Genomic DNA, 24765 nt, shown 5'->3' on the forward strand with positions numbered 1-24765 from the left:
AGTAGCGCCTTATTAACACGTTTTTATCACGACCTATTATTATAGCAAATTGCCCTCCCTCAATTGCAGTTGAATATAGTTATCACAATGATTGGTCAATCAGGACATATTACGGATATTAGATTTATTAAGTAAATTTATCGTTTAGGTTTAGAGCGTAATTCCGCCTTAAATTTGCATAAGCATGTTGCACAATCGTGACGCGCGTCGGCGTTATTGGTAGCCAAACGCATACGGCAATTGACCTTGGATAAACAAGCTCGTATAGTCAAAAAGACGTTATGATTACTCGTATAGGACACGCATTTGTACTTCTCTCATAGATCATCGAAGCTTAAGAAGCTAGCAATAAACACATTGGATAAATGTGTTTTTGTTCAGACGTCAAATAAGCTGCCAGCGTTTAAGTCATTGCCATCGAGATCAGCGTTTGCGCTAAATTTAGGCGTATCCGCGGCATTACTGACATTGGCAACCACTGCTAATAGTGCGAGCTTACAAGCCGCGCCATTTGCTTACGACGCATGGCAGACGTCAGGCGCGGGCGAATTGGATTTACCCAATTTGCGCGGGCCAGGGCTAAGTTTTGCTGAGCAATACCAAAATAAACTGCTCGGAGAATGGTCATTAAGAAACATCAATGGCCGCGCTAAGATGGAGCATGACCCTTGGATTTATGAAACCATTAAAGAGATGACGTGGCGGCTTAATGCGCAAGCCCGTCAGCAAGCGCCACTCGGCTTGGTTATTATTGATAATCCTAGTATCAACGCTTTTGCAGCACCCGGCGGGGTTATTGGACTAAATACTGGGACGATACTCGCGGCGAGCAGCATGGATGAGATTGCGAGCGTCGTCGCGCATGAGGTGGCTCATATTAGCCAGCACCATTATGAGAGCGGGGCGGATGAGCGCAAAAAAGCCTTGCTGATGCAAATAGGCGGTATGCTGGCGGCAATTGCGGCTTCAGCGGTCGATGGTGATGCCGCAGCGGCAGTAATGATGGGTAGTCAGACCGCCACCATGAATAGTAGCATGGCTTTTAGCCGTAATAATGAGCGTGATGCCGACCGCGTTGGTATGCAAATCATGAATCAAGCGGGTTATGATCCACGCGCGATGCCGCGTTTTTTTGCGACGATGAATCAAAAAAGTCAGCTGAACCAAACCGCCAATCAATTCCTGCCCAGTTTTGTACGCTCGCATCCTTTGAGTAACGAGCGTTTAAGCGAGTCGCAAAGCCGCGCTCAGCGTTATGCTTCATTGCCATTATCCAAGCAGCAGCGCCATCAAGCGTTGTTTGATTTGCTCTATTGGCGCACGCAAAGCACCGGCGAGCATGTCTCTGAAACCGCGTTGACGACCGCTGCTAAAAATAGCGTTGGCGCAAAATTGGCGCTGATGTATTGGTATGGCGAGCAGCAGCGTTTTGGCGAGGCCAATGAGATATATACGGAGCTGTCAGCGCTACCCGCAGCCCAGCGGCAAGTATTGGAACCCTTATTGTCCATAACCCAAAGTCAAATTCTCACTGAGCAGAATAAATGGCAACAAGCGGCTGAACTGCTTGAGAGTCAGCAGCGCTTATATCCTGAACGCCGCGACTTGCGTCTTTATTTAGCGGAAGCACTGACCAATAGCAATCAGCCAGCCAAGGCGCAAGCACTGCTTAAGCCACTGACCGAGCAGCAGCCAAGCGACCGCTATGCGTGGCAAAGCTTGCAATTGGCCAATGAAAAAATCGCCAAAACTACCGAGTCGCCGCAACTGGCAAAAATCGCCACCATCAATGCGCTACGCTACCGCAGTCACGACCAGCTGTGGAGTGGACGCTATGAGCGTGCGCTGACTTCCTTAACGCAAGCCAAGCAATTGACTGAGCAAATGCAAAAAACCGCGCAAGCGAGCAGTGCCCGACCGTTACTTGCCAATATCAATGCTGAAATCAAAGCAGTAAAAACCGCCAAAGACTTTAAGCCTTAGGCGGTTGTTTGCTAGCTTGGGTCGATACGCAGATTAAGAATATATAACTTTTTTAACTTCACTTAACCTTGCAGAGCATCTTTTACCAATTTAGAGATTAATGCAGGGTCAGCACGGCCTGCGGTTTTATTCTTTAACACCCCCATCACGCTGCCCATATCGCGCATTGAGGTGGCGCCTTGCTCTTTGATTTCGGCATTGACCAAAGCGGCAAGCTCGGCATCATCCATTTGTTTTGGCATAAACTCATTAATAATATCAATCTCGAACTGCTCTTTACTGGCCAAATCATCGCGGCCATTTTCGGTAAAGATAGACAAGGACTCATGACGCTGTTTGAGCTGCTTTTGTAGCACTTCTAACACTTGCGCATCATCAAGCTCGGTTTGGCGATCAATCTCAATCTGCTTGACCACAGATTGGACGTTGCGCAACACTTTGACGCGTTCAAGCTCGCGCGCTTTCATAGAGGTTTTGATGGTGTCAGATAACGTCTGTTTAAGTTGGCTCATTGTTATTATTCCTTATAAGTATGGGTAAAATAGTTTTTGGTAAGTGTTAAATAAAAATCTGCTGAGCATTTATCAGCAGCAATAACAAAAATTGTAGCATAAAAAACGCCACTGTTATTCATCGATAACAGTGGCGTTAGTGTAGCGCTGGTAGGTAGCTAATCGTATTAGTGATTAGTACATACGAGTGGTACGAATAGTTTCGCGTTGTAATTTTTTCTTATAACGCTTTACAGCAGCGGCTTTTTTGCGCTTGCGTACTTGCGTTGGTTTTTCATAAAATTCACGCTTACGTACGTCTGATAGAACGCCGGCTTTTTCACAAGCACGTTTGAAACGACGGATAGCGATGTCAACTGGTTCGTTTTCTTTAACCTTAACTGCAGGCATGAAATCTCCTTGATTAGGATGAGATATAAGGGCATTAGTTTGGCTGTGTATTAGTATTTAGCCGTAATATCTCAAGATTATCGGCATCAGCTCAAACTAGGATAGTCTTGCGCACTAGCACAAGGGCGCTTATTTTAATCAAAAACTGCAGTAAAGTCAAAGGCTTTAGCGTATTTATGTAAGATAAGGGCTTAAATAGAGGTCAAATAATAGACAATAAAATTTAATTACACCGTACAAATATAATAAGATTTAACCGAAGGCGTGAGTGTTAATATTTTTAATAATCTTTTAACAAATAATCAATAAATAGTGGACAAAACAGCTGTTTAGCAATAACGGCTTATATGGAGTCTATGGTATCCTATCCTATACTATACTCAGTCTGTCGCTCATATTTAAGCTGCTTTAAATTTCAAGATTTAGCTATTGAAACTAGACGCTTAAAAATATGCCTAGATAGACGTTACAAGGCTTTTATAGCTATTATTTTGAGGATCTTTGAATGAAAAATGGCATGAAGAAAACAACGATTGGTACTGTATTGTGGGCGACATTGTTTCTGACGATGGGCGTCAGTCTAAGTGCTTGTAGCAGTGACAAGGAAGAAGCGGGCACTGAATCAGGTGAAGTCTTAGCAAAAGATAAAGTCGATGAAGCTTCAGAACTTGCACGTGCAAACGCACCTGAAGCAGAAGATATGGACTTCCCAGAAACAGCGCCGATGCCTGCTGCTGACACGGCAGAAGGGACAGAAGAGGGTGCTACGGGTACTGACACTGCAGTAGCAGAAGATGGCGCAGCGACAGATGCGGCAGGAGATACGGCTACTACAAACACTGATACAGAAGCGGCTACTACTGATAGTGCCACGGCGACAAATACCGATGCGGCCGCTACGACTACTGATACGACTACTGATACGACTGAGCCTGCAACGAACTAATAGTATTTAGTAGCTATGAGTAATTAAGTAAGTAAGCCGCATGCTCATTTCATAATAGCGATTCATCATTGCCAGCGATGACTATTAATATGCCAGCTACGATATTTAAGTTTATATTAACAAACTATAGATGAAGGATTAACTATGACTATGCAGCAAAATACAATGAAGAAAAAATCCGTTGCTAAATTGGCGCTCACAAGCCTAAGCTTGAGTGCACTTTTGGCATTGAGCGCTTGTAGTGGCGGCGACAATACAGCGGCTGAAGAGCCAGCTACTACCAATGAAACTGAAACGGTGGCTATAGAACCTGAAGCGCCTGTAACAGAAACCGAAGTGGTCACCCCTGAGCCTGCGGTTGAAGCAGAGCCTACGGAAGTACCTGTCGTAGAGGCTGAACCTGAAGCTGCTGCTGAACCAGAAGTGTTGGCGGCCGATGCTGGTGCTCAGCTGTACGAAAAGCAGTGTAAAGTTTGCCATGAGAATGGTTTGCTTGACGCACCGAAATTTGGTGATAAAGAAGCTTGGGCACCGCACCTTGCCAAAGACATAGAAACGTTACACATGCATTCTGCTAAAGGCTTTAATAAAATGCCTGCGCAAGCGGTTGGAGACGTCACTGAAGCACAAGTTCATGCCGCAGTTGATTATATGGTTGCTGCCGCTCGCTAATATTACGTATTGAAATTTGCTAGAATGACCGCCATTGTAAGCTAACAGTGGCGGTTTTTTATTAATGCTACAAAGCAAATATAAAGGCACATAGATGAAAGTATTGGGTTTAGAGACCTCCTGTGATGAAACAGGTCTGGCGATTTTTGATAGCGAGCAGATAGATAGCAATAATAAAGGCTTGCTTGGGCAAGTGCTGTATTCACAGATAGAGCTGCACGCACTTTATGGCGGAGTAGTGCCTGAGCTTGCCAGCCGCGACCATATTCGTAAGCTAGTGCCTTTATTTAACGAATTGCTAGAGCAGTGCGATATCACTAAAAATGAGATTGATGCGATTGCTTATACCAAAGGGCCGGGACTTATAGGGGCGCTGATGACGGGCGCATTATTTGGACGTAGCTTGGCTTATGGCTTGGATGTGCCAGCGATTGGCGTTCACCATATGGAAGGACACCTGTTAGCGCCTTTGATGGGAGCGAATCCGCCAGCGTTTCCATTTGTCTCCTTACTGGTTTCTGGTGGTCATACTTTGCTGATTGCCGCATATGGTATCGGGCAATATGAAATCCTTGGTGAGTCTATCGATGACGCGGCGGGTGAATGTTTTGATAAAGCGGCTAAAATGCTTGGTCTGCCATACCCTGGTGGACCAAATATTGCCAAATTGGCAGAAAATGGCAATCAAAATGCCTATGACTTACCGCGCCCGATGCTACATCGCGGTTTAGATTTTTCCTTCAGCGGTATGAAAACGGCGGTGCATAATCTTATCAAGGACACTGATGGCTCCGACAGCGATCCAAAAGTGCGCGCCGATATTGCGGCAAGCTTTCAACATGCAGTAGTTGATACCTTGGTGAAAAAATGCGTCAAGGCACTGAAACAAGTCGAGATGAGCCGCTTGGTGATAGCTGGCGGCGTCAGTGCCAATAGCCATTTGCGTGAGACATTAGAGCGCGAGCTTGCTAAAATCAATGCTAGCGTTCATTATGCGCCGCCAGCCTTATGTACCGATAATGGAGCAATGATTGCTTATGCCGGTTACGAGCGTTTGCAAGCCGGTCAAGCAGATGATTTGGCTGTTAGCTGCGTCCCGCGTTGGCCGATGACCGAGCTGCCTGCGCTATTATAAATGCTATCTTATACTTAACCTATTAAACTTTATCTTACTCAAGGATAGCTTATGCAGTGGCTTGCAATTGGATTAGGTGCTGCTATTGGTGCTTGCCTGCGCGGCTGGCTGGCGCGTTTTAATCCGCTGCATCACTGGATACCGCTTGGTACGCTTGGCGCCAATGTCTTAGGTGGACTTTTAATAGGATTAGCATTAGTTTTGTTTGAGCGTATGGGTAGCGACTTGTCTCCCAATGTCAGGTTGTTTGTCATAACTGGTTTTTTGGGCGGACTGACGACTTTTAGTACCTTTAGTGCTGAAGTATTTACCTTTATCCATAACGGAAAACTGCTTGCGGGTTTAGGACTGATTGGGTTACATGTGGGGCTGACGTTATTAGCAACGGCAATTGGCTTTTATTTGTTTAAATTGATTTTGTAATAATAAAAACTCAGCAATAAAAAAGAGCCATATTAACGTTTAATACGGCTCTTTTTTAAACAACTTTTTAAAAAAAGCACTAGCTATACCGGTTTTACAATCCCTTCTAATAGACTGGCAAACCCTTGCATATAAGCAATATCTTGGCTTGCGGTGCGCGTCGCCGCATAAAGTTGGCAGTAAACGCCTTTACCGAGCGGCCGCGAAACCACCCAGCCTTTTTTTTCATACTCGCTTACCACCCAATCAGGCAGTGCCGCCACCCCGCGTTCACTTGCCACCAATTGAATTAGCATCGCCGTGAGCTCGGTGGTACGAATCGCTTTAAAACTGACCGCTTCTGGGGTCATAAAATTGGCAATGATATCGAGGCGCTTAGCTTCCACCGGATAGGCAATCAACGTTTCAGCAACCAAGTCTTGAGCATGAATAAATGGTTGCTCAGCCAAGTCGTGAGTCGGCGACAGCACCAAACGGCTCTCGTACTCAAACAATGGCTGATAGCTGATACCTTCTATTGGTAAATTACTGGTGGTAATCAATAAATCGATATCACCTTCTTGCAGTAAATGATGCGGCTCAGGCTCAAAACCGGTGGCAAAATCCAGCTCAACATCTGACCATTCGCGGCGATAATGATTGAGAATGGGCATCAGCCAATCAAAGCAGCTATGACATTCTGACGCTAAGCGCAATCGACCCGCTTGACCATGAGCTAAGCGTTTTAAATTGGCTTTGGTGCGTGTGACCTGCGGCATGATACTGTCTGCCAGCGCCAGTACCGTTTTGCCCGCTGGCGTAAAGGTCAGCGGACGCGTGCGCCGATTGACCAAGCTAATATCGTAGTAATTCTCTAACTCTTTTAACTGATGCGAGACCGCAGAGGCGGTGACATGCAGCTCATCGGCAGCAGCGGCCAATGATCCATGGGCTCGCAGCGCAGTTAGCGTATTAAGATGACGAAGCTCTAGCATAAAATAACCTAACCACTGACGTTAAAGAAATAGGAAAATAGGTGTTTATAATCTTGGAAAATCATAGGCGCTTTTTGCCTAAAATTACATTGCCATTATTTTACCGTAAAAATTAAAACTAGCGCCGACGCAGCAGTAATTGCGAGATAACCACTAAAACTAAGGAAGCGACGAGTAAAATTGTCCCAATCGCGTTGACCTCAGGTTTAAGTCCCACGCGCACCATAGAATAAATACGGAGCGGTAAAATCTCATAGCTAGGGCCGGTCACAAAGGTCGATACCACCACATCATCAAGCGATAAGGTAAAGGCAAGTAGCCAACCAGCCATCACCGCAGGGAAAATTACTGGAATCAACACCGTACGAACCATCGTTGATTCGCTAGCACCTAAATCTCGCGCCGCTTCCATCAAACGCTCGTCTAAACTGCTTAAACGCGCAAAGACAGTGATAACGACAAACGGCAAGCAAAAGGTAATGTGCGCTAGTAATAGCGAGACAAAGCCAAGCTGCAATCCGATTAATAAAAACAGCGCCAATAGCGATATCGCTAGGACAATTTCAGGTGACATCATCAGCACAAATAACAGGCCATTGAGCAGCCCTTTACCGCGAAAGTCATAACGATGTAGCGCAAGCGCCGTTAATGTACCGATAACGGTCGAAACCGTAGCCGCAACCAAGCCTAAAACAATAGAGTGCCAAAAGGCATCAAGCATCGCCTGATTATTCAGTAGCGACTCGTACCACTTTAAACTAAAGCCGCCCCAGTTATAACCAATTTTTGATTTATTAAATGACATCACCACCAAAACGATGATGGGCAGATATAATAAAATATAAATCAGACTAAGATAGCCTTTGGCGGCGATACTGCCGATACTAGATGGCTTGATAGGGCGTTTGGTTTTTATGGGTGCGTTATTTGTTGGTGAGCTATTGATTGACGAGTTATTAGATGAATTACCAGACATTAAGCCACCTCGTTAAAGTCAGTCTTGCCAATACGGCGGCTACTGGCGCGATAAGCGAGTAATAATACCGCCATCGCAAGGGTCAATAGCACACTGGCGGCGGCACCAAACGGCCAATCACGCGCATCTAAAAACTGGTTTTTGATAATATTACCAACGAGTAAGTTACGTGAGCCGCCCAAGATATCGGCGACATAAAACATCCCCATCGCTGGTAGTAGTACCAACAGCACCCCGGAGATAATCCCCGGTGTGGTTAAGGGTAATACCACGTGCCAAAAGGTTTGGCGCTTTGAAGCACCCAAATCTTGCGAGGCAAGCAGCATATCATTACGCAAATCACTGAATACCGCATACAGTGGCAGCACCATAAAGGGAAATAACAAATAGGTTAAACCGGCAATAACCGCGCCTTGGGTATATAGAATATCAATGGGCGCATCGATAATACCAAGTGTTAATAAGGATTTATTAATCAAACCATTGCTGGCAAATAATAGTTTTAGCGCATAAGTCCGCACCAAAGAGTTGGTCCAAAATGGCAATATCAGCATAAGCATCAATAGTGGCTGCCAGCGTTTATCCACTCGAGAAACAAACCAAGCAAAGGGATAGCCAAGTAATAAGCAAATGACTGTGGTAATGCCCGCCATCCATAATGAATGCACAAAGACATCAAAATAAAGCGGGTCAATCATGCGCACGTAACTGTCGAGAGTGACCGGTAAACTAATAAAAGCGGTGCTATCACGGGTCAAAAAGCTGACGGCAATCACCAGTATATTTGGCAATAGCGCAAAGATGAGCAGCCAACCCCAAATTAGCCATAGCGTTGCGGTACGAAAAGGGCTTTTATTGCTCAAGTTTTTATGACTTGATTTTTTATTACCTACGTTAGGACGCGCCATTAGCTGATATCCTTTTGGGCAGCTAATTTACTAGGGCTATTGTTTATCCCGTTATCAATGCCGCTAGCAAGCGTATCTTCTTCTGGCAACACCCATTCCCAGCCATCGACCCACGATACTTTAACGCCTTCGTTAAGCTTATAATCAAAACTTGGGTCGTCTTCATCAAAGAACTCCGAGGCTTTAATAATATGGCCGTTGGTTAGCTCAATAATCGAGTCTAAGGTACTGCCTTTATAATTACTTTCAATCACCCGCCCCAGTAAGCCGCCATGTTCTTTATCATTGGGGTCATAAATGCGTAAATCTTCAGGGCGCAATAGTAAGTTAACGATATCACCAACTTGCACGTCATTGGCAAAGTCAGGGCGGCGCAGATTGCGTAAGGTCGTCGGCCCCTCTTGCGCTTGTGCTTCGCAGACCTCGACCTCAATACGGCCATTGGTCACGCGCCCATCACGATCGGGCTGCTCAGGGTAAACGCCTTTGACTTCCGCTTTAAACAAGTTGGTTTCACCGATAAATTTGGCGGTAAAGAGATTGGCAGGGGTTTCATAAATCTCGATGGGCGTACCAATTTGCTGAAATCTGCCGTCTTTCATTACCGCAATGCGATCCGACATCGACAGCGCTTCTTCTTGATCGTGGGTGACAAAGACAAAGGTAATGCCAAGCTCACGTTGTAGACGTTTAAGCTCAGATTGCATTTGCAAACGCAATTTATGGTCGAGCGCCGATAAGGGCTCGTCGAGCAATAATAGCTTAGGACGATTGATCACCGCACGTGCAATCGCCACCCGCTGCTGCTGACCACCGGATAAATCTTGTGGTTTGCGATTGGCAAGGTGTTCAAGTTGTACCATCGCCAGCATCTCACGTACCCGCGTTTGTATCTCATCTTTTGGCACTTTTTTGAGTTTAAGCCCATAAGCGACGTTTTGCGCCACCGTCATATGTGGAAATAACGCATATTGCTGAAACACAGTATTGACCGGACGCTTATCCGCTGGCAAGCCTGCCATTTGCATGCCATCAAGATAAATCGCCCCTGCATTTGGCTGCTCAAAACCCGCAATTAATCGCAGCAAAGTCGTCTTACCGCAGCCTGATGGCCCAAGCAAGGTGATAAATTCGCCATGTTCAATATCAAGGTTAATATCCTTTAACACTTCGGTTTGATCATAAATTTTTTGGAGACCAGTCAGTTGCAGCAGCGCCTTGTCACTATTAGGCGACAAAGGTGCGGTTTGCAGGTTTACATTCGTTTCGGTCATAAGGTTGATTCCTAAAACACCAAATGCGCAGCAGCACTAAAATAGTAGATACTGGCAGCAATTTGCATGTTGTTAAGTCTGGCGATAAGCGTTGGCTATATATACAATCTGGTTGCTGGGTATTATAACAAACCCTTGTTATAAGTCAGTGCAAGTTCGTTATTGGTTGGTTTAGGTTGTTAAAAAAATAATGAGCTAAATGCTTGGCTGCAAATTTCTTGTCTTGAAATACTTTGGCTTGCAATGCTGCCATCTTACAATAAAGAATTTTTACCATTTTTTTGCCTTGCTTGCGCTACAATAATTTTATGTATGCCACATACAAGGATATTTGCAATAGCAAACGGCTAAGTTTAAGAGATAGGCTTAAAAAATAAGCATAGCTGAAAGCTGTATCTTAAAGTAGAAAACAGAATGCTAGCGCAATTTATAATTTAAACCATTTTGATAAACAAGGACCCCTTATGCCTAACAGTAACCGCCCAAAAACCGGACAAGAAGCACTGGCACTACTCAAAGAAGGTAATGTACGCTACGTAGAAAGTCTGACCAGCACTGACCCTTGCATGCAAAAACGTCCTGAGCTGATCAGTGACCAAGATCCATTAGCGATTATTTTGGGTTGCTCGGACGCCCGTGTCCCAGTTGAGATTGTGTTTGACCAAGGTTTGGGCGATTTGTTTGTCATACGCGTGGCGGGTAATGTGGTTGCGCCATCTCAAATCGGTTCGATTGAATTTGCGGCAGAAAAATTTGGCACCAAACTGGTGGTAGTGCTTGGGCATTCGCATTGCGGAGCGGTGACCGCTTGCGTCGATGCGCTGATCAATCCTGAGCAAAACTATTCGCCAAATTTACAATCAATCGTCGATCGTATTCGCCCAAGTGTCTATAACTTACATGAGCTGGCAACGGCCAACGGACAAGATGTCGATGCGGATGAATTGGTCGATCGTTCTATTCGTGCCAATGTACGCATGTCGGTTAGCCAATTAAAGCACGGTTCGCGCGCGCTAGAAGACTTAACCAGTAGCGGCCAGCTACTCGTCGTTGGCGCTGAGTATAATTTAGAGACTGGAAAAGTACGCTTTTTAGATACTTAATCGTTGTTTACTATTAAATTTATTATCATTTAACGACTAAAATAGTGGCGACGAATGAATTATGAAGGTATCCGCTATTAACGTTAACGATTAATAAGGGATAATTAAAAACACTTATATATGGGAAAAATTATGACGGATTTAAAAAATTTAGATGCTAATAAAGACAGTATCGCTCAGCCTGAGAGCAGCGTAAAAGCAGAAGGTGTGCAGCCGATTTCAGCACAGACAGCAGGTTATACTTTTAACCACACCATGCTACGCGTCAAAGACCCTGCCAAATCGTTGGCCTTTTATACGGGGATTTTAGGCATGACGTTACTGGCGGTAAAAAAATTCCCTGCGATGGGTTTTGATTTATATTTTTTAGCCAAGTTGACTGACAGCGAGCGGGAAAATCTGCCAGCGGGTGACGATTTAGAAATTTTCGCCTTCCGTCAGCGCGGTATTTTAGAGCTGACTCATAACTACGGTACCGAAACCCAAGCGAACTTTAGTTATCATGATGGTAATGGTGAACCACAAGGCTTTGGTCATATCTGCTTTAGTGTGCCAAGTCTTGACGAAGCGGTTGCTTGGTTTGATCAAAACAACGTCGAGTTTAAAAAACGTCCAGAAGACGGCAGTATGAAAAATATCGCCTTTATCAAAGACGTTGACGGTTACTGGATTGAAATCGTCCAAGCCGACTTAATGGGTTAAATAAGTTACTCTTTAACCAATAAAAAAGCCGCTATATTAACAGTAGCGGCTTTTTTGTATCTGAAAGCGAATACTCATTAGTCTTTTTTCACTTTAAAATCGGTATGGCATGATTTACAGCTGTCACCGACTTGCCCAAGCGCAGGCAAAACTTGATCGACACTGGTTGCATTTTGTGCTGCTGCATTCAAGTTAGCAGTGGCTTTTTGGAAGTCATCAGCTTCAGCGCGGAAACCATCAACGTTGCTCCAAACCGCTTCAGTAGCATTACCTGTGGCTTCTTGGTTTTCAAAGTGGCTCCAAGGATTGGCAGAGTCTTTTGCTAAAAATGCTGCTTGCTCTTTAAAAACTTCGGCATCAAAGGTATCTGGCGCTTCAGCCATATCACCCATGATACCCATCGCATCGCCCCAGCTTTTCATGGTGTCTTGACGCGCTTTGACGTCAGGGTCAACTGACGTACTACAAGCCGTTAGACCTAAGGCGGCTGCTATCAACGTTACGCCGACGATAGACTTGAATGATTTATTATTGGAAACCTGTGCCATCTGTATTGCTCCTTTATACGTGGCTAATAAAAAGGTGCCGAAGCACTTGCATGCTCGCCACCTGTTATATTGCTACTATGAATTGAATATTATGTGGTTGTTCTAAATGTTAAAGACAGCTAAGTTCTGGTCTTTTACCATATAGCCTGTTAAACCAACATGACTTTAAATCTATAACGCTTTAAACCCATACTGCTATTAATTAAACCTCAACAGGCTAAAATAAAGTAGGATAATAAAGTACCTTTTTGTAATGTCATTTTTGTAATGGCATTTTAATCAGCTATGAATGTTCGCCAAAGCGCGTTTTATAAGCTAAAAGTCAAAATGCCCCGTTTAACAGTTTAGCTGCTCTTAGGCTGCTCTCAAATAAAAAATAGTAAATAATAAAGGTCAGCAGTAACGCTGACCTTGATAGTGTTTTTCTGAAATTTTAAAGAGAGCAAATAGGCTGTTTATCCAAGAACCAAAACGCTGTCTGCGGCTTATTATGCCAATGACGACTATAAAGTCAACCAATCACGCGGTTTTAGATAAAAATCGGTCAATTCAAACTCAGGCGTCCCGGGGGCAGGTTCAAAGCGATAATGCCAGCTGGCAAGCGGCGGCATACTGACTAAGATGGACTCAATGCGTCCATTACTTTGTAGCCCAAATAGGGTACCACGGTCATAAACAAGGTTGTATTCGACGTAGCGTCCGCGGCGATAGAGCTGAAATTCACGTTGTGCTTCGGTATAAGGGGTGTTTTTACGCTGCTCAAAAATTGGCAAAATCCCTTCAAGATAACCATTACCGACCGCTTGCATAAATTTAAAGCAGGTATCAAAATCCCAACCGCGGCTCTCAGTATTGACGTCGTCATAAAATAGGCCGCCGATACCGCGCTGCTCATCGCGATGGCGCAGATGGAAGTATTCGTCACACCATTGTTTAAAGTCAGGATAGACGCTGTCGCCAAACGGCGCGCATAGGTCGTGACAAACCTGATGCCAATGTACGCAGTCAGCAAGCACCGGATAAAACGGCGTTAAATCAAAACCGCCACCAAACCACCAAATCGGGTCCTCGCCCTCGGCTTCAGCAACGAATAAACGCACGTTGGCATGGCTGGTTGGCACATTGGGGTTTTTAGGATGCACTACCAATGAAACGCCCATCGCTTGCGCTTTACGGCCAGCGATATCAGGATGCCGCGCAGTTGCGGAAGCGGGTAGGTTATGCACATGAATATGGCTAAACATCACGCCCGCTTTTTCAATCACTTCACCACCTGCGAGCACGCAAGAACGGCCGCCGCCGCCCTCAGGACGTTCCCAATCGTCAGGCACAAAGGTTGCCGGCTGATCATTGCTGCTGCCGTCGCGCTCTTGCGCTTCTAAGGCTTGACAGATACGCGCTTGCAGATCCACCAAAAACTCACGCACGCGCGTGATGTCATTGTGGGTTGGCGTCACGGCAGAATTGGTCTCTGGCAAATTGTCATGATTATCTATATTTGGTACGGTCATAAAATATCTAATTATTTACTATCTATTAAGGTGTAAGGCGGTATTAAAATCTTTATCGAGCAGATGGCCCATGCGGTCGCGTTTGGTCGCTAGATACTCAGCATTCATATCGTTTACCCCGACCAATAACGGCACGCGCTCGACGACATTAATACCATGCTCGGTTAAGTAAGCCACTTTATCGGGATTATTGGTAATCAGGCGCACGCTATCGACGCCGACATGAGCAAGCATCGGCCCGCACATATCATAAACGCGCGCATCAGCCGGTAAACCCAACATAAGATTGGCATCTAACGTATCATGCCCTTGATCTTGCAAGGCATAAGCACGGATTTTATTGGTCAAGCCAATGCCGCGTCCTTCTTGACGCAAGTATAATATCGCCCCGCAGCCGGTTTCTTGTATCGCCTGCATCGCGGTATTAAGCTGGGGACCACAATCGCATTTTAATGAGCTAAAGGCATCACCCGTCAAGCATTCCGAATGAATACGAATAAGCGGAATGAGCGCTTCTTTTGACGTCTGACTGTCTTCGATTGATGCCGTGTCCTGCTGATTTAAAACCTCAGTTTGATTGGCCACAGGTAAACCGACAGTAAGCATCACATGCTCTTGACCGTCTGCATTTTCAAAGATATGAATATCAAACTCGCCGTGACGAGTCGGTAGTTTGGCATTGGTGATAAATTGATATGACATTAATGTCCTGCATAAGCCGATCATCGTGACGCTAGCGGTCGGTTAAAGTTTTATAATAATAAAGGTGTGACATAAGCGCTGCTAACTAAAATAGCATACGAAAGCTGTTTGGTGGAAATACACACAAAGTTCACAGACGGCGCACGATGATTAAAGCGACAATTAAAAATAAATGCTATTATGCCATACTATTTTGACGGATACAGTGACAAGTCTTAGCCCTTGCATTACTATGTCGTCACTGTCGCCCGATATGCGCTCAATATGAAAGCAAAATTAGCAGGCGCTATAATATTTTATATGAGGACATAGTCTCATTTTAAAATGTCTATAAAATTGAAAGTTCTAAATTTTGAAAGTTTGTTTTATTTTAAATCGTTATTCACAGCTATTTTAAGCGCTGTATTAATAAAGATATAGTCGATGACATTTGTCAGTTTATAATGTCCGCACTATTATTAACGCCACCTAGATGCTAGCTAGTGATAGCCCGTATCTAAGGTAGCATCTTGTTAGCAGATTGGTAGGTATCGTACGTTTTATGCAGCAGTCACCTCATTCCCCACAGTCTAAGTCATCATCTGCGTCAGCCATTGATTCTGCTGCATCGCTATCGCATCTGCAAAAAACCTATGCAGTTATTCCACGTGAGCGTCCGCATACGCCGCTACTTGATACGGTAGACGCCCCGATTGATTTAAAAGCGTTTAGCGAAAGTCAGCTCATTACCTTGGCGGATGAGCTACGGCTTTTTCTGCTTTATTCAGCTGGTCAAAGTGGCGGTCATTTCGGGGCCAATTTAGGCGTCATTGAGTTGACCATTGCCCTGCATTATCTGTTAGATGCGCCGCAAGATCAGATTGTTTGGGACGTCGGTCATCAGGCCTATGCCCATAAAGTGTTGACGGGTCGCCGTGAAAAGCTTGGTACTATTCGCGCAAAAGATGGTTTGACCGCTTTTCCAGAACGCGCCGAGTCGGTTTATGACACTTTTGGCGTTGGGCATTCATCGACGTCTATTTCGGCGGGTCTTGGCATGAGCCTGGCGCTACGCTATCAAGGCCGCGCGCAAACGGTTGCCTGTATTATAGGTGATGGCGCAATGACCGGCGGCATGGCGTTTGAAGCGATGAATGACGCCGTCCAACAAGATGCGGATTTGCTGGTCATTTTAAACGACAACGACATGTCGATATCTTGCTCGATTGGTGGTTTTTCACGGCATTTAGCGACATTGTGGGAGTCAGGCTATCAGGTTGATATCTCTGATGCTGGCGAGCCGATATTATGCCAGCGTCCTGACATGCAAGCCTACGACCGCCGTAAACGTCATAACGAGCTGCGCGATGTGCCGCAATTAGAAGACAATCTATTTAAAGCCATTGGTTTTACTTATTTCGGTCCGTTTGATGGCCACAATATCCCTGAGCTACTGCGCGTACTATCGCTTGCCAAGCAATTAAAAGGCCCAGTGTTGGTGCATATCTATACCACCAAAGGTAAAGGGTTTGCGCCTGCTGAATTAGATCCAGTTGGCTATCATGCTATCAGTAGATTGCCTGCTGAAGATAGCGAGAAGAAAGCGCTAACCGCTAACTTAGCACCGAGTACACCGCTATTAAAATACTCGCAAGTATTTGGCCAGTTTTTATGTGATAAAGCTGCTGCTGACGAGAAATTGCTTGCGATTACCCCAGCCATGGAAGAAGGCTCGGGCATGATTGAGTTTGCCCGTCAATTTCCCAATCGTTTTTTTGATGTAGCGATTGCTGAACAACACGCGGTAACGTTAGCAGGCGGCATGGCAACCCAAGGTGTCAAGCCAATCGTCGCCATCTATTCAACCTTTTTGCAGCGTGGCTACGATCAGCTGATTCATGACGTGGCATTGCAAAACCTTGATGTGATGTTTGCTGTTGACCGCGCCGGTCTAGTCGGTGAAGATGGTGCTACTCATGCCGGCGTATTCGACTTTGCCTTTTTACGCTGCGTACCAAATATGCTGATTGCCGCGCCAAAAGATGAAAACGAATGTTATCACTTGCTCAATACTTGCTATGAATATCAAGGCTGTACAGCTGTGCGCTATCCGCGCGGGGCTGGCGTTGGCGCGACGATTACCCAGCCCGCACAGGTTTTTTCCATTGGTAAAGCGGTAGTAGAGTCAGTTTTAGGTCAAGATAACGCACCTAATAAGTTGGCATTATTAGCCTTTGGTACCATGGTTGCGACGGCTCAGCAAGCGGCAGAAAGCTTGATTAACGATAATATAAACTCAAACTGCCAAGTACATGTGGTGAATATGCGCTGGGTAAAACCTTTAGATACGCACTTGCTTGACAGCTTAATCAAGCAAGGCATCACCCATATCGCCACTTTAGAAGAGCATACGATTATGGGCGGCGCGGGCAGTGCAGTAAATGAATATTTGTTAAACGAATCAATAGCCTTTAAAAATAGCCGTCCAGTAATCTGTAATATCGGTATTCCTGATCGCTTTATTGCTCATGGTTCACCAGCAGAACAAATGGCTGACTGTGGTCTGGATGTTGCAGGGGTCTTGAGCCAGCTGCAGCAGTTGCTAAAATAAAACCCTATCGCTCAAAAAAAATTGCTAAAATAGCGGATTGAAAAATAAAGCATTTTTGTTTAAACCTCGCCTACTTGCCGTAGGTGTGAATTATTTGACAACTTGGGCGGCACTACTGCTGGCAATCATTTATTTGGTTCGCTAGGCGGCGATGGTTTTCATGAGTTATTAATCCGATTTAATTTTAAGCGGCTTTTATTTTTCGTACATTTTATCAGTCCTATCTTTCAAGTAGTATTCATTCATCAAGCAAATAGGTTATTTATGGAACCCATGGTCGTTATCGCAGCGCGTGCTGCTGAAAAAGTTGGTAAAGAGATTTTATATGCGCATCAAAACCGCCACAAAATCGAGCTAGATATTGAGTCAAAAGGGCTTGATGGTTTAGTGACGCGCATTGATCGTTTTAGCGAAGAGTTGACGATTGAGACCCTAAAAGCCAGCTATCCAAATCACTCGTTTTTGGGTGAAGAGTTTGGTATGCAAGAAGGTCGCGGCAAAGATGCTGACTGGTGCTGGATTATTGATCCGCTAGACGGTACTAAAAACTTCGTCCATGGCGTACCGCAGTTTTGTGTTTCTATCGCGGTGCAACATAAAGGCGTGACCCAGCACGGCGTCATCTATGACCCTGTACGTGATGAGATGTTCTCGGCTAGCCGTGGTAAAGGCGCACGCTTGAACAATCGCCGTATGCAAGTGAGCGAGCGTAAAACCATCGACGGCGGCTTATTTACCACTGGTCATCCGCTTGAGCGTAAACGTAATGGTGAAGTCATCTCTTATGCCAAGCAGCACTTTGAAAGCTTACAAAAAATCTCTGAAGCGGGCGGTCAAATTCGCCGTTTAGGCTCAGCCGCGCTAGATTTATGCTATGTAGCAGCTGGTCGTTTTGACGGTTATTTTGAGATGTCTATTAAGCCGTGGGATATTGCTGCTGGTGAGCTTATCGTCACCGAAGCACGCGGTGTGGTCGTTGACCATACAGGCGCGCACAACTCAATGACCTCAGGCTCTATCTTTGCTTGTAACGTTAAATTACTAAAACCGTTAATGCAAGTGGTTGTCCCAACGTGGGGCGATATTTTGTAGTTTTAACTTATTAAAGATTTAGAAAATTAATATTGAAAAAGCTGGTTCCATTATGGCGCCAGCTTTTTTGTTTTGCCGCTTTTCTTGTCATTACTTTTATCTGTCACCGTAATGCCTTGAAATTCAAGCTCTTTGCTGGTGCGCTCTAATAGTTGCAACTCTTCTTCTATGAGGACGAGCATATCTTGTACATGCGGTAAAGCTTTACTGCAAGCGGTAATGCCAAATTCAATCTTATCCAAATAGCTGGCGAGAGTGATATTCATCGCTTGTCCATTGAATACAATCGATGCCGGATACAAAGATTGCAGACGCGCGCCGTTCCAATATAGCGGCTTCTCTGACCCAGGGACGTTGGAGATAATCAGGTTAAAGGCCTGTTTTTTCGGAAACAGCCCAGTTGCCAAATTGATACCTTCCCACGCATAAGAAATCACACTGTAATTGATAACCTGCGCTTGATTCATACGGCGGAAGCGGCGTTTGCCGTTATTCATACTGCGATGAATCAGCTCGATGCGGCTGAGTGGATCGTCTAAATGCGTGCCCAAATTGGCAAGAACAAATGACAACTGGTTGCCCGCCACGCTATTATCGGTACGTAATGACATGGGTACAAAAGCAATCAAAGGCTTACTTGGTAGCGCATCTATCGACAGGAGATAACGGCGAATAGCACCAGCACAAACGGCAAGCACCACATCGTTTTTACTGATATTTAAACGCTCAGCAATATCATTAAAACGCTGTATCTCATAGGACTGCGCGGCGATGCGCCGCGAGGCTGAAATGCGTTTATTAAGCACACTCATCGGCGCGGCAAAGGTACTGACATAACTGTCATCACCGAAATTTTTTAAGTTATCGAGCAATTCTGTAAATACCGGTTTAATGGTTGATATTTGCTCTTTGATAATGCGCCGCGCCGAACGCTCTTGCGGCAAAATCGCATCGACTTGGTTACGATGACGTGCCATTAGTGACCAAATCGGTAGCGTCACCGGTTCGGTTGGCGATTGCGATAAGGATTTTTTGACCAAGCGCATGGCAGCGATGCCATCAACGAGCGAATGATGGATTTTAAAATATAAGGCAAAACGTTCAGGCGCGCCTTCGCTTTCTGGCTCAATTCCTTCAATAACATGACATTCCCATAGCGGCATTGCCCGATCTAACAGGCGACCATGCTCTCTTGATACGTACATCAAAAGCTCGCGTACACGCGCGGGCTGTGGTAGCGCTACATGGTGCAAGTGATGCTCAACATCAAAGTGTTTGTCTTTTTTCCAAAATATCAAATGCTCAAGCACTTGGTTAAAAGGAAAAGTCGGCGGCACCTCAGAGTGCTGCATCTGCTTGACTAATTGACAAACAAAACTGCTGTCCGCATTTTCGGGCAATTCGAATAAAAATAGACCCCCAACATGCATGGGTTGTTTACGCGACTCAAGAAGTAAAAACAACTGGTCGACTGCTGTGAGAAGTCGCATAATAAATCCTTTTATGACGATGAATAAAAAATGGCAATAAACTAAATAAGTATTCAGTTAAACAAAGGTAAAGTGTAGTAAAATTAAAAAATATAGCAAAAAATTATTGAAAATTTAACAGTAGTTAGAAAAATATCTTAATATAAAAAGCATGGCGCACGGGATTTTTATTATTTCATTATGTGTTAAGCCATGCTTTTAAAGATTTAAGCTAGAAAATTCGCCCTGCAGGATTCAACTTGAAAAATCTAAGCTAAAAACTACTGAAAAAAGTAGCCGGTCTGCGGCGAACTGGCAGCGGCCATTTTGCGCATCGGCATACGACCTGCTAAGAACGCCTGACGCCCTGCCCATATAGCATGTTTCATGGCCTGCGCCATCAGCACAGGATGTTGCGCATTGGCAATGGCGGAGTTCATCAGCACGCCATCACAACCAAGCTCCATCGCAATCGCGGCATCAGAAGCGGTACCGACGCCAGCATCAACCAATACGGGTACATTAGCGTTTTCGATAATAAGGCTAAGCGTATGGCGATTGAGCAAACCTAAACCTGAGCCAATTAAGCTACCAAGCGGCATAATTGCCACACAGCCCATGCTCTCTAATTCTTGAGCGACGATGGGGTCGTCAGAGGTATAAACCATGACTTCAAAACCATCATCGATTAGCACCTTGGCGGCTTTTAGAGTTTCCATCACGTTTGGATAAAGGGTTTTTTCATCGCCTAATACTTCTAGCTTCACCAGATTATGCCCGCCTAATAGCTCGCGAGCAAGCTTACACGTCCGAATCGCGGTTTCGGCATCAAAACAGCCTGCGGTATTGGGTAAGATGGTATATTTATCCGGTGAAATCACATCTAATAAATTTGGCTCATTGCTATTTTGACCAATATTGGTACGGCGAATAGCAACGGTGACAATCTCAGCTTCTGACGCGCCAATCGCCGCACCCGTCTCAGCCATGTCTTTATATTTACCAGTACCGACCAACAATCGAGAAGAGAATGTACGACTGCCAACCGTAAAAGTATCCTGTGATAAGTTATCTTTTAACGATGTATCTTGTGAAAGTGATTGAGCGTTGGTAGGAGTATTTGCGGCTTGTGACATAAGGATAATCCTAATAGCGGGCGGACAAAGGTGACTAACGAGGTTATTAAGTTTGTTACTGTGTTTAATAAGAGTTTTTATTAAATAGTAGTAGAGGCAAAACGTATATAGGCGTTATGTGGCCAAAGGCTTGCGATGTTAAATGCTAATAATATAACTGCTTTAAAAGCAAAGTCATAAATCCAAACAAAGCCTTGCTACTTGTATAAAACAAAATGTTATTATAACAAACTCATACGCGCTTACTGACAATCTTTACCCAGTTTAACGATTGTAGTGTTTTTTGGCATGTATTAGATTGTGTTTTCAAGACTGTTTTCAAAGTTATTTTATAAGCTGTTTTTTAAGTTCTTTTTTAAATTAACCACTCACTAGGTCGTCTTTATGCTGCAGCTGCCGTACAGTTTTGCAAAACGCCATCAAATTTTGGCCATTCTTGCTATTGATCCTGAGTTGCCACCGACCTTGGTGTTGACCAAAACCACGCCACTGTCCGCCATTAATGAGGCGGTGCGTTTTTTACAGCAGCAAGGCGTGCGCGGTGTGCCAAATTACGAAAGTATCAGCATTGAAGATTTCGAAAAACGCATGAATGCCGCCTATGCCGGTAATACGGGCGAGTCGCAGCATATTGCCGCTGGGCTTGAAGACCATCCTGACCTCGATAGCCTGGCCGATAGTGTTCCTGAAACGGAAGATTTGATGGATCAGCAAGACGATGCGCCAATTATTCGTCTGATTAATGCGCTGTTGTCTGAAGCGATACGTTTAAATGCCTCAGATATTCATATTGAAACTTTTGAGAAGCGCTTAGTGGTACGCTTTCGTGTCGATGGAGAGCTAAAAGAAATTATCACGCCAAAACGCCAATTGGCGCCGTTACTGGTCTCGCGTATCAAAGTAATGGCCAAACTGGATATCGCCGAAAAACGTGTGCCGCAAGACGGACGTATTAGCTTGCGCTTAGCGGGACGAGAGGTCGATGTGCGGGTATCGACGCTGCCATCAAGCTTTGGTGAGCGCGTGGTCATGCGTTTATTAGATAAGCAAGCCGGTCGTCTCAATATGACTTATCTCGGACTGTCTGATAATGACTATAGTGAGCTTAAGCGCTTAATCCATCGTCCGCATGGCATTATTTTGGTGACTGGACCGACGGGTTCGGGTAAAACCACTACGCTCTATTCGGCATTAACCGATTTAAATGACCAAACCCGTAATATTTTGACTGCTGAAGATCCGATTGAATTTCAGCTCGATGGTATTGGTCAGACGCAGGTGAATAATAAAGTCGATATGACCTTTGCTAAAAGTTTGCGCGCCATGTTGCGGCAAGATCCAGATGTGGTGATGGTAGGTGAGATTCGTGATTTAGAAACCGCCGAAATCGCCGTGCAAGCGTCTTTGACAGGGCATTTGGTATTATCGACACTGCATACCAATACCGCCATCGGTGCGGTCACACGTTTGCAGGACATGGGCGTAGAGCCATTTTTATTATCGTCCTCACTGATTGGTGTCGTCGCTCAGCGCTTGGTACGGACGCTATGTACGCATTGTCATGGCTGGCAGGCTGCTGATAACGAGCAGGCCAAATTGTTTACTGAAATTGGTATTGCGGCAAATGCTACAAATACGGCTACTGAAAAATTAACAGAGAATATTATTAATTTGCCGAAACCAGTGGGCTGTGATAAATGTAATAATTCAGGCTTTAAAGGGCGGACGGCAATTTATGAAGTGGTACCGATTGACGATACCTTGCGCCGGATGATTCATAGTAATACTGCCGAGTACGAGCTAGAAGAATACGCCCGTCAGCAAACGCCATCGATACGTGCTGATGGACTACGCAAAGTCATAGAGGGTCGGACGACGTTAGAAGAAGTGCTGCGGGTAACCAAAGAAAGCGCCCTAACTGATGACGCTATGATTGTATAAAAAAACGATAGTATAAAGAAAAACGATTGTATAAAGCAAAACGGTTATTGAGTCAAAAGTCGGTGCAATTGGCTCAATAACCGTTAATCAAAAAGTCAGTTTGGTTTATTTTAAGTAGTGCTGCTATTTTGCGGCGATACACTCAACTTCAACGCTTGCGCCCGCTGCCAGCTCTGAAACGCCAAAGGCTGAGCGTACAGGATAAGGCTTAGCCAACTCTGCTTTATAGACTTTATTAAAGCCATCAAAGTCGTCCATATCAGTCAGCATCGCCATACATTTGACGATGTCTGATTTTTGGTAGCCGTACTTTAACAAGGTTTTATTGATATTATCGAGCGCTTGCTTGGCTTCGGCTTTGACGCCACCTTTGACCAATTTACCGTCTTTAAAACCAATCTGTCCTGACATATATAACGTATCGCCCACACGTACCGCTTCTGAAAATGGATAATTGCCGCCATCACCGAGAAATACTGGGCTAGATTTGGTGACGGTTGCATTATTAGTTGTTGGCGCGGCATTAGCCGTAACCGCAAAACCTAAGCCTAATGAACAGGCGCTAATCAGCACTACTTTAGATAAATGAGTCGTCAGTTTATTGATATATCTAGACATACTTGTCTCCTTGTTATTGTAATGTTTTATAAATCCATTTTTTGGTAGCTAATTACTTCTTTAACAGGTTTAAATTAATTGCTCTCGAGTTCCTGTGTTGAGTGTTTGCTGCTTGCTTCACTCTCGTCTTGCTCAGACTTAGATTGCTCATCTTTGGTTTTTTCATTGTCATTTTGCTTGTTTTCTAGCGCTTTAGCGGCTTTACCTTGACGGCGTGCTTCTAGCTCAGATTTGGGTATCCAAGCCCACGTCATCTCGACGACGATAGGGTCACGGTCGCTATCTGACTCGCGGTCATGAATCACGCACGGTATGACCATCTCACCCTTTGGCGTATTTAAAATATCCAAGCGTTGCTGGTCAGATAATGATGCCACCGCGGCGATTTGACCTTTTTTAATCGGGCGATAAAAATTCACCGAGTAAGATTTAATCAATAATACGCGGTCAGAGGGTAGGTTTAAACCCAAAATAAACCCTGTTGCGGTTTCCGCAAGTAAGGTGATAGCAACCGCATGAACCGAGCCAATATGGTTTTGCACCGCTTTGGTATTATTTAAGCTGACCACCACTTGATTGGGATCGACGTTTTCATAATAAATACCTGTTGTACCCACGTATGGCACCACTTTACCAAAGGCTTTCGATAAAATGCTGGCGCGCGCGGCCGCAGGCAGAAACTTGGTGACAGATAGCAGTTTGGTAAATTGGTTGCTGATGGGTTTTAGCGTGCTATTTGGTTTTTCGTCTAGCACTTTGGTGTTGTCAGAAACTCTGGCTGGTAGTTTGCTACTCAGTTTGCTAGGGAGTTTCTTTAATAATCCTGACATACAACATTCCTCAATTTTAAGTGGGATTTACAGTGTTTTGCTAGTGCGATAAAAAGGTTAAGACGATAGATAAGGCGACAAATTCTTTTTATCTTCGCAACTTAACTTAGCAACTATTTTAGTTATGGTACATTAAGTGCCGTATCGCTACCATTATTAACATGAACTGCCGCGCGTATAAAATATGACTAACGTAACGGTATCTTAGGTATGAGAAGTAATGCCATTTTTGTTAGCTCGTTTAATTTTAGCGAGCCACGTTATAATCGTCAGGTTTTAGCACATTTCAACTATTTTGCCGTTTTTTTCTCATGTTCGACAATGCCATGC

General features: G+C 44.7%; 23 protein-coding genes. 10 read left to right on the forward strand and 13 right to left on the reverse strand.

The window, feature by feature from the left end; translation table 11 throughout:
• The first annotated feature begins 411 nt into the window (after positions 1–411).
• Entirely contained in the window at positions 412–1983 is a 1572-nt protein-coding gene (locus IQ457_RS06235) for a M48 family metallopeptidase (protein WP_242465369.1), read from the forward strand.
• A 62-nt stretch (positions 1984–2045) separates the two neighbouring features.
• Here the strand turns inward: IQ457_RS06235 and IQ457_RS06240 are convergent, their stop codons facing one another.
• Positions 2046–2495 (reverse strand): GatB/YqeY domain-containing protein, encoded by a 450-nt coding sequence (locus tag IQ457_RS06240; RefSeq protein WP_068406303.1) that lies wholly within the window; start codon positions 2493–2495, stop codon positions 2046–2048.
• Between the two features lie 174 nt (positions 2496–2669).
• Entirely contained in the window at positions 2670–2885 is a 216-nt protein-coding gene (gene rpsU / locus IQ457_RS06245) for a 30S ribosomal protein S21 (RefSeq protein WP_010195908.1), read from the reverse strand.
• Between the two features lie 505 nt (positions 2886–3390).
• Here rpsU and IQ457_RS06250 point away from each other — a divergent pair.
• The 4 genes from IQ457_RS06250 (at position 3391) to IQ457_RS06265 (ending at position 6061) form a co-directional block, all read left to right on the forward strand.
• Positions 3391–3831: a hypothetical protein gene (locus IQ457_RS06250; RefSeq protein ID WP_200662496.1), complete on the forward strand. Its 441-nt coding sequence runs from the start codon at positions 3391–3393 to the stop codon at positions 3829–3831.
• Between the two features lie 144 nt (positions 3832–3975).
• Positions 3976–4503, forward strand: coding sequence for a c-type cytochrome (locus IQ457_RS06255; protein WP_068406307.1), 528 nt, complete (start codon positions 3976–3978; stop codon positions 4501–4503).
• A gap of 94 nt (positions 4504–4597) precedes the next feature.
• Positions 4598–5638, forward strand: coding sequence for a tRNA (adenosine(37)-N6)-threonylcarbamoyltransferase complex transferase subunit TsaD (gene tsaD, locus IQ457_RS06260; protein ID WP_200662497.1), 1041 nt, complete (start codon positions 4598–4600; stop codon positions 5636–5638).
• Between the two features lie 51 nt (positions 5639–5689).
• Entirely contained in the window at positions 5690–6061 is a 372-nt protein-coding gene (locus IQ457_RS06265; RefSeq protein ID WP_200662498.1) for a CrcB family protein, read from the forward strand.
• Between the two features lie 83 nt (positions 6062–6144).
• On the opposite strand, the gene IQ457_RS06270 is transcribed toward IQ457_RS06265, so the two are convergent.
• The 4 genes from IQ457_RS06270 to potA all read right to left on the reverse strand — a co-directional run bounded on the left by IQ457_RS06270 (position 6145) and on the right by potA (position 10193).
• Positions 6145–7035, reverse strand: coding sequence for a LysR family transcriptional regulator (locus tag IQ457_RS06270; RefSeq protein ID WP_200662499.1), 891 nt, complete (start codon positions 7033–7035; stop codon positions 6145–6147).
• Positions 7036–7153: 118 nt separating this feature from the next.
• Entirely contained in the window at positions 7154–8011 is an 858-nt protein-coding gene (potC, locus tag IQ457_RS06275) for a spermidine/putrescine ABC transporter permease PotC (protein WP_207161704.1), read from the reverse strand.
• Positions 8011–8919 carry a spermidine/putrescine ABC transporter permease PotB gene (gene potB / locus IQ457_RS06280; protein WP_198328838.1) on the reverse strand — a complete coding sequence of 303 codons (909 nt, stop codon included), beginning with the start codon at positions 8917–8919 and terminating at the stop codon, positions 8011–8013. The genes potC and potB overlap by 1 nt, the downstream gene beginning before the upstream one ends.
• Positions 8919–10193, reverse strand: a complete 1275-nt coding sequence (potA, locus tag IQ457_RS06285) for a spermidine/putrescine ABC transporter ATP-binding protein PotA (RefSeq protein WP_144297835.1) — start codon at positions 10191–10193, stop codon at positions 8919–8921. Before potA ends, potB begins: the two co-directional genes overlap by 1 nt.
• 464 nt (positions 10194–10657) lie before the next feature.
• On the opposite strand from potA, the gene IQ457_RS06290 reads away from it, so the two are divergent.
• Together IQ457_RS06290 and gloA are read left to right on the forward strand one after the other, a co-directional pair.
• The gene (locus IQ457_RS06290) at positions 10658–11296 is read left to right on the forward strand and encodes a carbonic anhydrase (RefSeq protein WP_068406318.1); all 639 of its coding nucleotides are present in this window, start codon (positions 10658–10660) and stop codon (positions 11294–11296) included.
• A gap of 132 nt (positions 11297–11428) precedes the next feature.
• Complete coding sequence (gene gloA / locus IQ457_RS06295; RefSeq protein WP_200662500.1) at positions 11429–11998, forward strand: lactoylglutathione lyase; 570 nt, start codon at positions 11429–11431, stop codon at positions 11996–11998.
• A 77-nt stretch (positions 11999–12075) separates the two neighbouring features.
• Here gloA and IQ457_RS06300 read toward each other — a convergent pair whose 3' ends face one another.
• From IQ457_RS06300 to ribA, 3 genes are all read right to left on the reverse strand, one after another.
• Positions 12076–12546: a c-type cytochrome gene (locus tag IQ457_RS06300; RefSeq protein WP_200662501.1), complete on the reverse strand. Its 471-nt coding sequence runs from the start codon at positions 12544–12546 to the stop codon at positions 12076–12078.
• A gap of 503 nt (positions 12547–13049) precedes the next feature.
• Positions 13050–14057 carry an oxygen-dependent coproporphyrinogen oxidase gene (hemF, locus tag IQ457_RS06305; RefSeq protein WP_200662502.1) on the reverse strand — a complete coding sequence of 336 codons (1008 nt, stop codon included), beginning with the start codon at positions 14055–14057 and terminating at the stop codon, positions 13050–13052.
• An 18-nt stretch (positions 14058–14075) separates the two neighbouring features.
• A complete protein-coding gene (gene ribA / locus IQ457_RS06310; protein ID WP_200662503.1) occupies positions 14076–14759 on the reverse strand; it encodes a GTP cyclohydrolase II in 684 nt (227 codons plus the stop codon).
• Between the two features lie 541 nt (positions 14760–15300).
• Between ribA and dxs the strand changes: the two genes are divergently transcribed.
• Together dxs and IQ457_RS06320 are read left to right on the forward strand one after the other, a co-directional pair.
• A complete protein-coding gene (dxs, locus tag IQ457_RS06315) occupies positions 15301–17349 on the forward strand; it encodes a 1-deoxy-D-xylulose-5-phosphate synthase (RefSeq protein ID WP_200662504.1) in 2049 nt (682 codons plus the stop codon).
• 264 nt (positions 17350–17613) lie between these two features.
• Positions 17614–18441 carry an inositol monophosphatase family protein gene (locus IQ457_RS06320; protein WP_200662505.1) on the forward strand — a complete coding sequence of 276 codons (828 nt, stop codon included), beginning with the start codon at positions 17614–17616 and terminating at the stop codon, positions 18439–18441.
• A 50-nt stretch (positions 18442–18491) separates the two neighbouring features.
• On the opposite strand, the gene IQ457_RS06325 is transcribed toward IQ457_RS06320, so the two are convergent.
• Entirely contained in the window at positions 18492–19931 is a 1440-nt protein-coding gene (locus IQ457_RS06325) for a WS/DGAT/MGAT family O-acyltransferase (RefSeq protein ID WP_200662506.1), read from the reverse strand.
• 260 nt (positions 19932–20191) lie between these two features.
• Positions 20192–21046: a thiazole synthase gene (locus tag IQ457_RS06330; RefSeq protein WP_242465370.1), complete on the reverse strand. Its 855-nt coding sequence runs from the start codon at positions 21044–21046 to the stop codon at positions 20192–20194.
• A 384-nt stretch (positions 21047–21430) separates the two neighbouring features.
• Between IQ457_RS06330 and gspE the strand changes: the two genes are divergently transcribed.
• Positions 21431–22987, forward strand: a complete 1557-nt coding sequence (gene gspE / locus IQ457_RS06335; RefSeq protein WP_200662507.1) for a type II secretion system ATPase GspE — start codon at positions 21431–21433, stop codon at positions 22985–22987.
• 123 nt (positions 22988–23110) lie between these two features.
• Here the strand turns inward: gspE and IQ457_RS06340 are convergent, their stop codons facing one another.
• Together IQ457_RS06340 and IQ457_RS06345 are read right to left on the reverse strand one after the other, a co-directional pair.
• Positions 23111–23605: a RidA family protein gene (locus tag IQ457_RS06340; RefSeq protein WP_200662508.1), complete on the reverse strand. Its 495-nt coding sequence runs from the start codon at positions 23603–23605 to the stop codon at positions 23111–23113.
• Positions 23606–23679: 74 nt separating this feature from the next.
• A complete protein-coding gene (locus IQ457_RS06345) occupies positions 23680–24435 on the reverse strand; it encodes a DUF4442 domain-containing protein (RefSeq protein WP_200662509.1) in 756 nt (251 codons plus the stop codon).
• Positions 24436–24765: the final 330 nt, after the last annotated feature.

The organism is Psychrobacter sp. M9-54-1 (assembly GCF_016613355.1).
Classification (GTDB): Bacteria; Pseudomonadota; Gammaproteobacteria; order Pseudomonadales; family Moraxellaceae; genus Psychrobacter; species Psychrobacter faecalis.

Excerpts from the sequence above, each read along its gene's own strand:
- IQ457_RS06290 (WP_068406318.1), top strand. The coding sequence starts at position 10,658 with ATGCCTAACAGTAACCGCCCAAAAACCGGACAAGAAGCACTGGCACTA.
- IQ457_RS06345 (WP_200662509.1), bottom strand. The coding sequence starts at position 24,435 with ATGTCAGGATTATTAAAGAAACTCCCTAGCAAACTGAGTAGCAAACTA.
- IQ457_RS06340 (WP_200662508.1), bottom strand. The coding sequence starts at position 23,605 with ATGTCTAGATATATCAATAAACTGACGACTCATTTATCTAAAGTAGTG.
- IQ457_RS06325 (WP_200662506.1), bottom strand. The coding sequence starts at position 19,931 with ATGCGACTTCTCACAGCAGTCGACCAGTTGTTTTTACTTCTTGAGTCG.
- tsaD (WP_200662497.1), top strand. The coding sequence starts at position 4,598 with ATGAAAGTATTGGGTTTAGAGACCTCCTGTGATGAAACAGGTCTGGCG.
- IQ457_RS06265 (WP_200662498.1), top strand. The coding sequence starts at position 5,690 with ATGCAGTGGCTTGCAATTGGATTAGGTGCTGCTATTGGTGCTTGCCTG.
- IQ457_RS06320 (WP_200662505.1), top strand. The coding sequence starts at position 17,614 with ATGGAACCCATGGTCGTTATCGCAGCGCGTGCTGCTGAAAAAGTTGGT.
- hemF (WP_200662502.1), bottom strand. The coding sequence starts at position 14,057 with ATGACCGTACCAAATATAGATAATCATGACAATTTGCCAGAGACCAAT.
- gspE (WP_200662507.1), top strand. The coding sequence starts at position 21,431 with ATGCTGCAGCTGCCGTACAGTTTTGCAAAACGCCATCAAATTTTGGCC.
- potA (WP_144297835.1), bottom strand. The coding sequence starts at position 10,193 with ATGACCGAAACGAATGTAAACCTGCAAACCGCACCTTTGTCGCCTAAT.
- IQ457_RS06255 (WP_068406307.1), top strand. The coding sequence starts at position 3,976 with ATGACTATGCAGCAAAATACAATGAAGAAAAAATCCGTTGCTAAATTG.
- IQ457_RS06330 (WP_242465370.1), bottom strand. The coding sequence starts at position 21,046 with ATGTCACAAGCCGCAAATACTCCTACCAACGCTCAATCACTTTCACAA.
- ribA (WP_200662503.1), bottom strand. The coding sequence starts at position 14,759 with ATGTCATATCAATTTATCACCAATGCCAAACTACCGACTCGTCACGGC.
- IQ457_RS06300 (WP_200662501.1), bottom strand. The coding sequence starts at position 12,546 with ATGGCACAGGTTTCCAATAATAAATCATTCAAGTCTATCGTCGGCGTA.
- potB (WP_198328838.1), bottom strand. The coding sequence starts at position 8,919 with ATGGCGCGTCCTAACGTAGGTAATAAAAAATCAAGTCATAAAAACTTG.
- IQ457_RS06240 (WP_068406303.1), bottom strand. The coding sequence starts at position 2,495 with ATGAGCCAACTTAAACAGACGTTATCTGACACCATCAAAACCTCTATG.
- potC (WP_207161704.1), bottom strand. The coding sequence starts at position 8,011 with ATGTCTGGTAATTCATCTAATAACTCGTCAATCAATAGCTCACCAACA.
- IQ457_RS06270 (WP_200662499.1), bottom strand. The coding sequence starts at position 7,035 with ATGCTAGAGCTTCGTCATCTTAATACGCTAACTGCGCTGCGAGCCCAT.
- rpsU (WP_010195908.1), bottom strand. The coding sequence starts at position 2,885 with ATGCCTGCAGTTAAGGTTAAAGAAAACGAACCAGTTGACATCGCTATC.
- gloA (WP_200662500.1), top strand. The coding sequence starts at position 11,429 with ATGACGGATTTAAAAAATTTAGATGCTAATAAAGACAGTATCGCTCAG.
- IQ457_RS06250 (WP_200662496.1), top strand. The coding sequence starts at position 3,391 with ATGAAAAATGGCATGAAGAAAACAACGATTGGTACTGTATTGTGGGCG.
- dxs (WP_200662504.1), top strand. The coding sequence starts at position 15,301 with ATGCAGCAGTCACCTCATTCCCCACAGTCTAAGTCATCATCTGCGTCA.